Source organism: Lentzea californiensis, from assembly GCF_024648825.1.
Lineage (GTDB): Bacteria > Actinomycetota > Actinomycetes > Mycobacteriales > Pseudonocardiaceae > Lentzea > Lentzea californiensis.
The window spans coordinates 201,714-215,161 of sequence record NZ_JANBBE010000013.1; the positions used below are offsets into that span (position 1 = coordinate 201,714).

The following is a 13,448-nucleotide window of genomic DNA, read 5'->3' on the forward strand; positions in this document are numbered from 1 at the left end:
TCGCTTCGCACTGCCGTTTGCCACAAAACCCCCGCTACTCAACGCGATTGGGGATGATACGCGTTGTCGGGGGGAATGCCTGCCGTGTTACCAGGGAGATTGGTGAACGCTGTACTGGAGGGCCTGGCGTCGAACCCCGCGCTGCCCGGCTACCTGCTCGACCGCCTGGTCACCCGCCCCGGCCTGGCCGCGGAACTGGCCGATCGCGCAGATCTGACACCGGAGCACGTGCGCGCGTTGCTCGCACACGGCGACTCCTCGGCCGTGTACCAGCTGCTGGAGAACGGGATGGTCGCTCCAGCGGACGTACCGATCGCGAATGAATCGGTGGCCCTGGTGCTGACCGGCCGCGCCGACGCCGACCCCGCCCTGACCCGCGCACTCGCGTTCCACCCGGACCCGTCCGTCCGCACCCGCCTGCCCGAATCGGCCTGCTCCCTGCCCGCCGACGTGGTCGCCCTGCTGGCCCGCGACCCCGAGCCGGAGGTGGTGGCCGAACTGGTCCTGTTCCACGCCCTGCCGCCCACCCTGGCCGAGTCGCTGAGCCGCCACCCGAGCCTCGACGTGCTGCGCGCACTGGCTTCCAGCCCGCACACACCCGCCTCGGTGCTGGCGCGGCTCCAGTCCGGCACCCTGGCCCGCGAACTGGCGGCCAACCCCGCGACCCCGCCCGCCGTGGCGGCGGACCTGTTGCCGCACCACGCGTCCCGCTACTTCCTGGCCGGACGCCCCGACCTGCCCGCCGGCGTCTACGAACAGCTCGCCTCGGAACTCGAACCCGGCATCCTGTCGCAACTGGCCGCCAACCCGGCCATCCCCGTTGCGGTCCTACGCCAGCTCACGGGAACCCGCGCCCTGCGCCTCGTGCTCCTGCGCAACCCGGCGATCCCGCTGTACCTGCTGGAGGAACTGGCCCCGGCCGCGCGCATCGGTCCCGATCCGGTGCCTCGCATCGCTTCCGCTTCTCCTGCGGAGCTTCGGGCTTTGGCCGCGTCTCCTGTCGCCCAGGTGCGGCTGATGGTGGCGTTGCGTGCGGATCTGCCGCCGGATGTTCTCGCTTGCCTGGTGCTGGACGACGATCCGGGTGTCGCCGGTGCCGTTGTCGTCCATCCTTCGGTGACGGTGCCGCAGCTGTGGGAACTGGCTTCGCGGCACGGTGCTCGGCTTTACCCCCGGGTCGCGCTGAATCCGTTGTGTCCTGCAGAGTTGTTGCACCACATGGTCTTGCGGGCTGCTTCGGTTCGGAAGACCTGTCGGGCCGTTGCGCGGCATCCGTGTGCTTCGGGGGAGACCTTGGTGCTGTGTTTGGAGGATGCTCAGGCTCGCCACTTCGCGGCCGCGCATCCGCACCTGCCGGTGGCGGTGATCGTGGAGTTGCTGGGGAGTGAGTTCACGGCCGGGGCCGCGGCGGCGAACCCGTCTTTGCCGGTGCGGGTGATGGAGGAGTTGGTGGACGGGACCGGGGAGTGAGCGACGCGGATTCCGAGGTTGCCGAGGTCGCGCCGCGCACAGACCGCTGAAGAGGCCGGTCAGGCCCACCACTTGATCAGGTTGGTCTGCTCCTTGCGGACCTCGTACCCGTTGGCCGCGTAGAACTCGCGCGCGTGCACCCGGTTCGCTCCGGTCACGAGCCGCACCCCGCGGGCACCGTCGGCCCGCGCCCACTCCTCGCCGGCGGTCAGCAGGGCCTTGCCCACGCCCCGGCGCTGGTGCCGCGGCGAGATGGCCAGCGTGATCAGGTTCTTCAGCGGGCGGTGGTAGGTGTTCTCGTAGTCGCTGAGCTGGATGTAGCCCAGCACGTCGGCGCCGTCGACGGCCACGAGCAGCAGCACGTTGGGCGCCTTGATGATGCGTTCCAGCTGGGCCCGCGTGCCGGGCAGGGGAAACTCATAGCCCAGTGCCTCGCGGTTGATCTGCTGGATCGCCGGCGCGTCTTCGGCCAGCACGTCCCGGATGTGCAACTCGACCCCCTCGGTTGACCTCCCCAGCCAACCAGACCGAGCAGGGCGCGGATGCCGGCCTCGCACCCGTCGTGCGCGCACCGCATCAGCAGGCTCCACAAACAAAAAAGGCCCCCAGGCCGAAGCCTGGGGGCCGGAACATCAGGACAGCGGTGGCTTGAACAAGGCCGGCACCGCCGAAGCGGCCGCCGTGTCCAGCAGCCACAACGTCCGGCGGCGACCGGTGGCACCGGCGGCGGGCAGGCGCACCTCGCCGGCACCGTCCAGCGCCATGGCCACCGCGGCGGCCTTGGCCTCGCCGGTGGTCATCAGCCAGACCTCCTGCGCGGAGCGCACCGACGCCAGCGTCAGCGACACGCGCGTGGGCGGTGGCTTCGGGCAGTTGCGCACTGCCACGACCGTCCGCTCCTTCTCGTGCACGGCAGGCGAGTCCGGGAACACCGACGCCACGTGCCCCTCCTCGCCGACGCCCAGCATGCAGACGTCGAACGTGGGCACGTCGCCGTGGTCCTCCGGCCTGGCCACCGACGCCAGCAGTGCGGCGTAGGCCTCGGCGGCGGCCTCGGGGTCATCGCCGAACTCGCCGTCCGACGGTTCCATCACGTGCACGCGTGACGGATCCACCGGGACGTGGTCCAGCAGTGCGGCACGTGCCTGGGTCTCGTTGCGGTCCGCGTGCCCGGAGGGCAGGAACCGCTCGTCGCCCCAGTAGAGGTCGACCTTGGACCAGTCCACCGCGTCGCGCGCGGCGTTGCGGTTCAGGTGTTCCAGGACCGCGGTGCCGGTGCGGCCGCCGGTCAGCACGACCGACGCGTAGCCGCGTGCGGCCTGGGCGTCGACCATGCGGGTGACCAGGCGGGCCGCCGCGGCGGCGGCCAGGAGGTCGCCGTCGCGGTGCACCACGACTTGCGGGTTGCTCACGAACCGGCCTTCGCCTTCGACTTCTTGGGAGCGGAACCGTTGGTGGCTTCCGCGACCGGGGCGGCGGGAGCCTCGTCCTTCGGTGACGGCGTGCGGCCCTTCACGACCTTCGCGAGCGACTTCAGCGCCGCCGCGTAGACCTCGTCGGGGTCGAGCCGGCGCAGTTCCTCGGCGAGGCAGTCGCGCACCGAACGACGCTGCAGCGCCACCCGGCGAGAAGGCTGGCCGGGCTGGGTCAGCGTGCCGACCTTGCCGTCCGGGCGCAGCAGGTCGACGGCACCGGAGGGACGGCCGAGCCGCACCTCCACGATGCCTTCACCCGACGTCGCCTTGAAGCGCTTGGCCGGAACCTTCAACCGGTCCGTCAGCCACGCGGCGAGCAGATCGGTGGACGGTGAGTCGGCCTCGCCGGTCACCTCGGCGTCCACGACCTTCTCGTACGGCGGCAGGTCCAGCGACGAGGCGAGCATGGCGCGCCACAACGTCAGACGCGTCCACGCCAGGTCCGTGTCGCCCGGCGCGTAGTGCGCCCGCCGGGACTCCAGGGCCTTGATCGGGTTCTTCTCGGCCGCGGCGTCGGTGATGCGACGCTGCGCGAGCTGGCCGATCGGGTCCTTCGACGGCGAGACCGGTGCGTCGAACGGCCACCACGCCACGACCGGGGTGTCCGGCAGCAGCAGCGGCATGACGCACGAGGCGCCTTCCTTGGCCAGTTCGCCATAAAGCCTCAGAACAACGACTTCCGAGGCTCCGGCGTCGCCACCGACGCGGATCTGCGCGTCCAGGCGAGGTGCCGCCTGACGGGCACCGCGGGCCACGACGATCACGCGACACGGGTGTTCGCGCGAAGCGTCGTTCGCCGCGTCGATCGCGGCGTCGGTGCGCTGGCCGTCCTCGGTCACGATGACCAGGGTCAGCACGCGACCGAGGGTCGTCGCACCGCCTTCGTCCCGCAGCCGGACGAGCCGCGAGTTGATCTGGGAGGTGGTGGTCGAGGGCAGGTCGATGATCACGGACGCCTCCACTGCCTTCCGGTCCTGGAGGTCATCGTCTCCGCCGACGGCGGGCCCCAGGTCCCGGCCTTGTACTTCTCCAGAGCGGGTTCGTCCTTGCGCGCCCAGAAGTCGAGGATCGGGTCGAGGATCTCCCAGGAGAGCTCGACCTCGTCGTTCTTCGGGAACAGCGACGGCTCGCCGAGCAGGACGTCCAGCAGCAGCCGCTCGTAGGCCTCCGGCGACGACTCGGTGAACGAGTGGCCGTAACCGAAGTCCATCGTGACGTCGCGGACCTCCATCGTGTTGCCCGGCACCTTCGACCCGAACCGGATCGTCACGCCCTCGTCCGGCTGCACGCGGACGACCAGGGCGTTCTGGCCCAGTTCCTCGGTCGCCGTGTCGTCGAACGGCAGGTGCGGCGCCCGCTTGAACACGACGGCCACCTCGGTGACGCGACGGCCCAGGCGCTTGCCGGTGCGCAGGTAGAACGGCACCCCGGCCCAGCGGCGGGTGTTGACCTCGCAGGTGATGGCGCCGAACGTCTCGGTCTTCGACTCGGGCGAGAAACCGCCCTCCTCCAGCAGACCCGGGACCTTCTGGCCGCCCTGCCAGCCACCGGTGTACTGACCGCGTGCGGTGGTCTCCTCGAACGGCTCCGCGGGACGCGTCGCCGAGAGGATCTTCACCTTCTCCGCCCGCAGGTCCGACGGCTTGAAGGAGACGGGCTCCTCCATCGCGATCAGTGCGAGCAGCTGCAGCAGGTGGTTCTGGATGACGTCGCGCGTCGCGCCGATGCCGTCGTAGTAGCCCGCGCGGCCACCGAGACCGATGTCCTCGGCCATGGTGATCTGCACGTGGTCGACGTAGTTCGAGTTCCAGATGGGTTCGTACAGCTGGTTCGCGAACCGCAGCGCCAGGATGTTCTGCACGGTCTCCTTGCCGAGGTAGTGGTCGATGCGGAACACCGACTCCTCGGGGAAGACCTCGTTGACCGTGCGGTTCAGTTCCTTGGCGGACTTCAGGTCGTGGCCGAACGGCTTCTCGATGACGACGCGGCGCCACTGGTCGGGAGCCGTCTGGGCGAGGCCCGCGCGCTTGAGCTGGTTGACCACCGTCGGGAACGCGCCCGGCGGGATCGACAGGTAGAACGCGTGGTTGCCGCCCGTGCCGCGCTCGGCGTCCAGAGCCGCGAGACACGACGCGAGGTTGTCGAACGACGCGTCGTCGTCGAACGTGCCCTGCACGAAGCGGATGCCCTCGGCGAGCTGCGCCCAGACCGCCTCGTTGAACGGCGTGCGCGCGTGCTCCTTCACCGCGTCGTGGACGACCTTCATGAAGTCCTGGTCGGCCCAGTCGCGGCGGGCGAAGCCCACCAGACCGAAGCCCGGCGGCAGCAGGCCCCGGTTCGCGAGGTCGTAGATCGCGGGCATCAGCTTCTTGCGCGACAGGTCACCGGTGACACCGAAGATGACCAGCGCGCTCGGGCCCGCGATGCGGGGCATGCGCTTGTCGCGCGGATCCCGCAGCGGGTTGTGCCACTTGGCGGATGTGGTCACGAGCCGTCCTCCTGGACTGCCTCGACGAGCTGGGCCAAGCCGGAGATGCGGTCCTCGAGGTGCAGACGCAGCACCGGGCGACCGTGTTCGGCCAGGACCTGACCGTCGCCGAGCGCCTGCGCGAGCTGCAGCTGCGCCAGCGTGTAGGGACGGCCGGGCACCTCCAGGTCGTCACCGGACTCGCCGGTGATCTGGATGAACACGCCGTTCTGATGACCGCCCTTGTGGTACTGGCCGGTCGAGTGCAGGAAGCGCGGACCCCAGCCGAACGTGGTCTGCAGGTGCGTCCTCTTCGCGATCTCCGCACGGAGCAGCTCGAACGACGCGTCGTCGATCCTGTCCAAGTACGCCTGAACCGAGATGTAGCCGTGCTCGGGCGCCACTTCAACGATCGCCGCAAGCGCTTCCGCGACGGTGCTGACCTTGCGCGGCGCCCAGTCGGTGCCGTGCCCCTCGACCGGTCCGTCCACGAAGGACGGCGTAGAGGCCACGGCGGCCGGCGCGTCCAGCAGTGCGCGGGAGGCCTTCTTCGCGGCCTCGACGTCGGGCTGGTCGAACGGGTTGATGCCGAGCACCCGGCCGACGAGCGCGGTCGCGTACTCCCACAGCAGGAACTGCGCGCCCAGCTTGCCCTCGACCGCGATGTTCGCCGATCCGGTGGCCGGTCCGATCGCGACGGTCGTGGCATCCGATCGCGCGTCCACGAAACCGGGAGCGCCGGGACCCTCGACGACGACCGGCAGCAGGCCGGTGCCGTTCTTGCCCGTCGACTCGGCGATGAGCTGCTCCGCCCAGTCGCCGAACCCGGCGATGCCGGACCCGGTGTCGGCGAAGATGATCTTCTCGGCACCGTGGGCGTGCGCGGCACCGAAGACGCCGGCCAGGATCACGGCCGGGTTGTCGACGGAGTCCTGCGACACGACCTTCGCGACCTCGGCCGCGTCGTCCAGCAGCGACTCGACGTCGGCGCCGGCGAGGTAGGACGGCACCAGGCCGAACGCCGTCAGCGCCGAGTAACGGCCACCCACGTTGGGATCGGCCAGGAACACCTTGCGGTAGCCCGCCTCCTCGGACGCCTTCTGCAGCGGCGAGCCGGGGTCGGTGACGACCACGATGCGCGACGCGGCGTCGATGCCCGCGTCGGTGAAGGCCTTCTCGAAGATCCGGCGGTGGCTGTCGGTCTCGACAGTGCCACCGGACTTGGACGACACCACGATCACCGTGCGCTCGAGGTCACCGGCGAGAGCGTCGGCGACCTGGGCGGGATCGGTGGTGTCCAGCACGACCAGCGGGACGCCCGCGGTCCGCGTGATCACCTCGGGTGCCAGCGACGAGCCACCCATTCCGGCGAGGACGACGCGGTCGACGCCCTCGGCGTGCAGATCGGCGCGCAGCGCCACGAGTTCGGGGAGCAGTGCACGGGACGACTCGTGCAACGTCGTCCAGGAGAGGCGGATGCTCGCCTCGGACTCGGCTTCCGGCCCCCACAGGGTCGGGTCCTGCGCGGTCAGCTTGCTCGGCACCGAATCCGCGACCAGGTCAGCAGCGATGGTGCTGACCTGGTCGGCGTTCGGTGACCTCACGATTTCGACGGAGGTCACTTGGGTATCAGCCCTTCAGTTGAGCCAGTTGGTTCTTCACCGTCTCGAGCAACTCTTCCCAGGACTTCTCGAACTTCTCGACACCCTCGGTCTCCAGCGCGACGAACACGTCCTGGAGGTCGATTCCCACGGCGGCGAGCCGGTCGAACACTTCCTGGCCCTCGGCAGCGCGCCCGGTGACCGTGTCACCGGTGATCTTGCCCGCGTCCGCGACCGCCCGCAGCGTCTTCTCCGGCATCGTGTTGACGACGTCGGCGACGACGAGCTGGTCGACGTAGAGGGTGGGGGAGTAGCTCGGGTCCTTCACGCCGGTCGACGCCCACAGTGGACGCTGCGCGTGCGCGCCGTCCGCCTTGAGAGCCTCCCAGCGCTCGCCCTGGAACGTCTTCTCGAACGCTCCGTAGGCGATCCACGCGTTGGCGAGAGCGGCCTTGCCCTTGAGCGCCTTCGCCTCGTCCGTGCCGATCGCGTCGAGCCGCTTGTCGATCTCGGTGTCCACGCGGGACACGAAGAAGGACGCGACCGAGTGGATCGAACGCAGGTCGTGGCCGTTGGCCTTGGCCTGCTCGAGGCCCGCGACGTAGGCCTCCATGACCTTCTCGTACCGCTCGACGGAGAAGATCAGCGTCACGTTGACGGAGATGCCCTCGGCGATCACCTTGGTGATGGCCGGGATGCCCGCCTCGGTGGCCGGGATCTTCACCAGCAGGTTCGGCCGGTCGACGGTCTTCCACAGGTCCTGCGCCTCGGCCACGGTCTTGTCCGTGTCGAACGCCAGGCGCGGGTCGACCTCGATGGAGACGCGGCCGTCCACACCACCGGTCGAGTTGTAGATGTCGCGGAACTTGTCGCACGCGTTGCGCACGTCGGTCGTGGTGACCTCGCGGATGGTCGCCTCGACGTCGGCGCCGCGCGACGACAGCTCACGCATCTGCTCGTCGTAGGACTCGCCCTTGGACAGGGCGCCCGCGAAGATCGTCGGGTTCGTCGTCACGCCGACGACGTTCCAGTCGCGGATCAGCTCGTCGAGGTTGCCGCTGGTGAGTCGCTCGCGGGACAGGTCGTCCAGCCAGATCGAGACACCGGCGGACGACAGTGCGGCGAGATTCGGCTTGCTCACTGGATTAACCCCTCACTCGGTCAAGGGAACGGCGGGCGGCGGCGACGACGTTCTCCGTCGTGAAGCCGAACTCCTTGAACAGGACCTGGTAGTCGGCCGAGGCACCGAAGTGCTCGATCGAGACGATCTCGCCGTTGTCGCCGACGTAGCGGTACCACGGCTGCGCGATGCCGGCCTCGACCGCGACGCGCGCCTTGACCGACGAGGGGATGACCGACTCGCGGTAGTCGGCGTCCTGCTTCTCGAACCAGTCGACGGACGGCATGGAGACCACGCGCACTGCAACGCCCCCGCCCTGCAGGACCTTCCCGGCCTCGGCGGCGACCTGCAGCTCAGAGCCTGTGCCGATGATCACGATCTCCGGGTTGTCGTCACCGAAGAGCACGTAACCGCCGCGCTTCACGCCCTCGGCCGAGGTGCCCTCCAGGATCGGCAGGTTCTGCCGGCTCAGCGCGAACCCGACGGGGCCGAGCTGCTCGATGGTGGCCTTCCACGCGTACGCGGTCTCGTTCGCGTCGCCGGGACGGACGACGGCGAAGTCCGGGATCGCGCGCAGTGCCGCGAGGTGCTCGATCGGCTGGTGCGTCGGGCCGTCCTCGCCCAGACCGATGGAGTCGTGCGTCCACACGTACGTGACGGCGGCCTGCATGATCGCGGCCAGGCGCACCGCGGGGCGCATGTAGTCGGAGAACACGAGGAACGTGCCACCGAACGGGCGGGTCGGGCCGTGCAGCGCGATGCCGTTGAGGATCATGCCCATGGCGTTCTCGCGGACACCGAAGTGCAGCACGCGGCCGTACGGGTCGGCGCTCCACATGCCCGTGGAGATCGACTCCGGGCCGAACGACTTGGCGCCCTTGATGGTCGTCAGGTTCGACTCGGCCAGGTCGGCCGAACCGCCCCACAGCTCGGGCAGGTGCTTCGCCAGCGCGTTGATGACCTCACCGGAGGCCTTGCGGGTCGGGACCTCCTTGCCACCCACCTCGTACACCGGCAGGTCGGCGTCCCAGCCCTCGGGCAGCTCGCGCGCGACCAGCCGGTCGAGCAGCTTCTTGTTCTCCGCGTTGGCCGAGGCCCACGCGTCGAAGCTCTTCTGCCACTCGGCCTTGGCGTGCTCGCCGCGCTTCACGACCTCGCGGGCGTGGGCCAGGACCTCGTCGGCGACCTCGAAGGTCTGCTCGGGGTCGAAGCCGAGGATCTCCTTGGTGGCCTTGACCTCGTCGACGCCCAGGGCGGCACCGTGCGCGGCACCGGTGTTCTGCTTGTTCGGCGCCGGGTAGCCGATGATCGTGCGCAGCAGGATGAACGACGGCCTGTCGGTGACGGCCTTGGCCTTCTCGACCGCGTCGAGGATGCCCTTGACGTTCTCGCCGGACTCCACGACCTGGACGTGCCAGCCGTAGGCCTCGTAGCGCTTCGCGGTGTCCTCGGACAGCGCGATCGTCGTGTCGTCCTCGATGGAGATCTTGTTGTCGTCGTAGAAGACGACCAGGTTGCCCAGTTGCTGCGTGCCCGCGAGCGACGAGGCCTCGGAGGTGACGCCCTCCTCGATGTCACCGTCGGAGGCGATCACGTAGACGTGGTGGTCGAACGGGCTCTGGCCCGGCGCGGCAGACGGGTCGAACAGGCCGCGCTCGCGGCGGGCGGCCATGGCCATGCCCACGGCGGCGGCGAGGCCCGAGCCCAGCGGGCCGGTGGTGATCTCGACACCCCTGGTGTGGCCGTGCTCCGGGTGACCCGGCGTCTTCGAGCCCCACTTGCGCAGGTGCTTGAGGTCGTCGACCTCCAGGCCGTACCCCGACAGGAACAGCTGGACGTACAGCGTCAGGCTGGAGTGTCCTGCGGAGAGCACGAACCGGTCGCGGCCGATCCAGTCCGCGTCGGCGGGGTCGTGCCGCATGATGCGCTGGAACAACGTGTACGCGAGCGGTGCGAGACTCATCGCCGTGCCGGGATGGCCGTTGCCGACGTTCTGCACGGCGTCCGCCGCGAGCACGCGCGCGGTGTCCACGGCGCGCTTGTCGAGGTCGGTCCAGTCGTCTGGCAGATCGGCCTTGGTGAGCCGGGCGATGTCGTCGGTGACGGTCACGGACTTACAGCTCCAAACTTGTCGCTAGGGCGGGTGCCCAGCTCGTTCGGAATCGATCCCGAAGAGCCTCACCCGCGTCTCTCCCACGTCCTCCGGCCAGCCTAGTCCTGAGAGATTCAGATGTTGCTCTGAAAGGTCCCAGGCACGTGTGTGCCGGGGCACACCAGCACCCGAACGGGCTGTGAATTCTTTACGCGGTTACCATCAGTCGCTGGATTTCACACCTGTCTCAACACGAGGAGCGTTCCCGCGATGAGTGCCGTCCTCGAGGCCCCCAGGTCGCCTCGCCAGGTTGTTGGCGCTTACGTGGCGCTCACCAAACCGCGGGTCATCGAGCTCCTGCTGATCACGACGATCCCGGCGATGCTCCTGGCCCAGCGCGGCCTGCCGCCCCTGTGGCTCATCGCCTGCACCCTCACCGGCGGCACGCTCGCCGCGGGGTCGGCAAATGCCCTCAACTGCTTCGTCGACGCCGACATCGACTCGGTCATGAAGCGGACGGCGGCCCGCCCGCTCGCGCACAACGCCATTCCGCCGCGCAACGCCCTGATCTTCGGCATCGTGCTCGGAATCGTCTCGTTCGCGTTCCTGTGGATCTTCGTCAACCTGATGTCGGCCGCTTTCGCGGTGGCGACCATCCTCTTCTACATCTTCGTCTACACGCTCGTGCTCAAGCGCCGCACCTCCCAGAACATCATCTGGGGCGGCATGGCGGGCTGCATGCCGGTGATCATCGGCTGGAGCGCGGTGACGGGCACCGTCGAGTGGCCGGCCCTGGTCATGTTCGGCGTGATCTTCTTCTGGACCCCGCCGCACACCTGGGCCCTCGCGATGAAGTTCAAGGAGGACTACGCCCGAGCAGGCGTGCCGATGCTGCCCGTGGTGGCCACAGCTGCGCAGGTGACGCGGCAGATCGTGATCTACAGCTGGATCACCGTGGTCTGCACGCTCGCCCTCGCACCCGTCACCTCCTGGATCTACGTCGCGGTGGCGGCCCTGTCGGGCCTGTGGTTCGCGGTGTTCGCGCACAAGCTGCACAACGTTGTCCGCCGTGGCGGGTCCACGAACACCATGAAGTTCTTCCACATGTCGAACCTCTACCTGATGTTCGTGTTCTGCGGTCTCGCCGTGGACGCCGTCGTCGGGTTGCCGGTGCTTGGCTGGCCGTTCTAGCTGCACCTCCAGTCGTACGGCTGTGGCGCCCGTTGAGTTCACCGTCACCGGTGGTGAAGGTTCACCACTGGACTTCGTCGCGGTCCTGACGCCCGCGTCCTCGCTCGTCGTGATCACCGATCCGGCCGGGTGGGCGCAGGTCAGCCGGGGGCTGGCCGTCGGATCGGCCGCGTCCACCGCGGTCGCGACGCAGGTGCGGGTGCTGAGGTTCGCCGTTCTCGACCTCCGGCACTTCTCGTCGGCCTCGTCGCTGCCGTCGCTCTCGGACGTGCCCGGCGACGTGGTGGCGCTGCACGACACGCGCTCGTGGGACTCGGCTCCGGTGGTCGCGTCGTTGCGCGGGCTCGGGCGGCCGGTCGTGCTCTTCACCGCCGTACACACCTGGGTGTCCGGTGTGGACACCGCGTCGGTGGTGATGGGGTGGAGCGCGCCGCACGTCGTCCTCGCCGCGCCGCGCGGTCCGGGAGAGGCACGGGTCGAGGACGCGCTCTGGCAGTTCCGGGAGCTGGAACGGCTGGGGAGGATGACGTACACGTCCCTGCCCGCACCGCCCGTGGTCGCGGATCGCGCGGTGACCGTGATGGTCGCGCTGCCGGGAGCCACCGAGGGCATCGCCGGGGCGCTGCGGCCGGGCGCGGAGTACGAGGTGTGGGCGCGCGTCGGGGCGCATCCCGTCGTCCTGCCGGCCGACCTGGAACTGCGCGCCGTGCTCAGCATGACCGGCCGTCCCGGGCAGTCCGAGTCGTTCGTGCTGCCGGCCGAGGGCCCCAGTTCGTGGGTGAGCTTCGAGGTCACGACGCCGTACGCGGCCGTGCCCTGGACCGGTGAGCTGGTCGTCTACCACGGTGTCGTGCCGGTGCAAGTCCAGCAGCTCGTGCTGCCGGTCGGCGGGGGCGAGCCGCGTTCACTGACGCGCTGGAAGCTCTCCCGCACGTTCGCGGATCTCCCGGCGTCGCGCGCGGTGTCGGTGCTGGACCTCGGTGACCGGGCGCTGGTCGCGGCGGGAGGGGTGCCGACGTGGACCAGCCTGGCCGGACCCGCGCTGTCGCTGCCCTCGTCGTCGGGGCTGGATCCCTGGTACGGCAAGGACTTCCCGGCCTACTGCGCTGATCTCGCCTTCCTGGCCAGGCAGGGCGCGGCGGCGTACTCGCGGCTGTTCGGTGAGCACGGGCCTGCGGGCGCCGTCCGGCACGCGGCGCGGGTGACGGGCCGTCCGGCCGGAATGGTGGTGGCTGCCGCGGCGTCCGGTCCGGTGCGGTGGCCGATGATCTACGACCTGCCGTTCGCGGACGGGCCGCACCGGTTGTGCCCCTCGGTCGGGCAGTTCGGGCCGTTCGGCGCCGGGGGAGAGGTGCCGGCGCACTGCCCGCTGCCCGATCACAGCGGGAACGTGTTGTGCCCCTTCGGTTTCTGGGGTCTGTCGAGCGTGCTGGAGCATCCTGCCGGGCCGCTCGTGCGGCGCATCCTGCCCCGCTCGTGGCCGTTCGAGGTGGCGATGGCGGTCGACCCCGAGATGGACCGCTCACTGACCGAGCGGCACGTCACGGAGCTGATGTCGCAGGTCCCGCCGGAGTCGGTGACGTCGGCGTACGTCACCCCGGCCGAGCTGGGGCGGGCGCTGGCGGACGAAGTCATGGACGTCGTGCACCTGCACTTCCGCGAGGGTTTCCTCGATGCCGAGGAGATCGCACGGTGGAGCAGCGAGGGTGTGTGGCCGCAGCCGCACTGGCCCGTGCGCAAGCCGTTGATCGTGGGGACGACACCGATGAACGGCCTGGTGCGCTCGTTCGTCGAGCACGGCGCGTCCGGCGTGATCAGTCCCGAGGTCGCCGTACCGCAGGACATGGCCGGCTGGGTCACGGGCATGCTGCTCTCACGGCTGGCCGCCGGGATCAGCGCCGGCGAGGCGTTGCGGCAGGTGCGGTGGGAGATGCTCAGCCGCGGCAACGTCATGGGGCTCGCCTACGCGTTGCACGGAAGTGCCGATCTCCGCGCTCGCTGAACCGTCAGCGGCGACTGGGCGTTTACCAGG

The 13,448-nt window shown here is 69.7% G+C and carries 10 protein-coding genes; 3 read left to right on the top strand and 7 right to left on the bottom strand.

What is annotated here, in order from left to right; genetic code table 11:
- Positions 1–102 precede the first annotated feature (102 nt).
- Positions 103–1,470 (top strand): hypothetical protein, encoded by a 1,368-nt coding sequence (locus tag LX88_RS35765; RefSeq protein ID WP_258952190.1) that lies wholly within the window; start codon positions 103–105, stop codon positions 1,468–1,470.
- Between the two features lie 59 nt (positions 1,471–1,529).
- Here LX88_RS35765 and LX88_RS35770 read toward each other — a convergent pair whose 3' ends face one another.
- The 7 genes from LX88_RS35770 to tkt all read right to left on the bottom strand — a co-directional run bounded on the left by LX88_RS35770 (position 1,530) and on the right by tkt (position 10,243).
- Complete coding sequence (locus LX88_RS35770; protein WP_258952191.1) at positions 1,530–1,961, bottom strand: GNAT family N-acetyltransferase; 432 nt, start codon at positions 1,959–1,961, stop codon at positions 1,530–1,532.
- Positions 1,962–2,102: 141 nt separating this feature from the next.
- The gene (gene pgl, locus LX88_RS35775; protein WP_258952192.1) at positions 2,103–2,882 is read right to left on the bottom strand and encodes a 6-phosphogluconolactonase; all 780 of its coding nucleotides are present in this window, start codon (positions 2,880–2,882) and stop codon (positions 2,103–2,105) included.
- Positions 2,879–3,895, bottom strand: coding sequence for a glucose-6-phosphate dehydrogenase assembly protein OpcA (gene opcA / locus LX88_RS35780; RefSeq protein WP_258952193.1), 1,017 nt, complete (start codon positions 3,893–3,895; stop codon positions 2,879–2,881). Before opcA ends, pgl begins: the two co-directional genes overlap by 4 nt.
- Positions 3,892–5,379, bottom strand: coding sequence for a glucose-6-phosphate dehydrogenase (zwf, locus tag LX88_RS35785; RefSeq protein WP_258952248.1), 1,488 nt, complete (start codon positions 5,377–5,379; stop codon positions 3,892–3,894). Before zwf ends, opcA begins: the two co-directional genes overlap by 4 nt.
- A 50-nt stretch (positions 5,380–5,429) precedes the next feature.
- Positions 5,430–7,016: a phosphoglucose isomerase-related protein gene (locus LX88_RS35790; protein ID WP_258952194.1), complete on the bottom strand. Its 1,587-nt coding sequence runs from the start codon at positions 7,014–7,016 to the stop codon at positions 5,430–5,432.
- Between the two features lie 25 nt (positions 7,017–7,041).
- Entirely contained in the window at positions 7,042–8,154 is a 1,113-nt protein-coding gene (tal, locus tag LX88_RS35795; RefSeq protein ID WP_258952195.1) for a transaldolase, read from the bottom strand.
- A gap of 4 nt (positions 8,155–8,158) precedes the next feature.
- Positions 8,159–10,243: a transketolase gene (gene tkt, locus LX88_RS35800; protein ID WP_258952196.1), complete on the bottom strand. Its 2,085-nt coding sequence runs from the start codon at positions 10,241–10,243 to the stop codon at positions 8,159–8,161.
- 252 nt (positions 10,244–10,495) lie between these two features.
- Here tkt and LX88_RS35805 point away from each other — a divergent pair, with 252 nt between their 5' ends.
- Together LX88_RS35805 and LX88_RS35810 are read left to right on the top strand one after the other, a co-directional pair.
- Positions 10,496–11,416: a heme o synthase gene (locus tag LX88_RS35805; RefSeq protein WP_090067035.1), complete on the top strand. Its 921-nt coding sequence runs from the start codon at positions 10,496–10,498 to the stop codon at positions 11,414–11,416.
- A gap of 22 nt (positions 11,417–11,438) precedes the next feature.
- Complete coding sequence (locus tag LX88_RS35810; RefSeq protein WP_258952197.1) at positions 11,439–13,418, top strand: hypothetical protein; 1,980 nt, start codon at positions 11,439–11,441, stop codon at positions 13,416–13,418.
- The last annotated feature ends 30 nt before the right edge of the window (positions 13,419–13,448 follow it).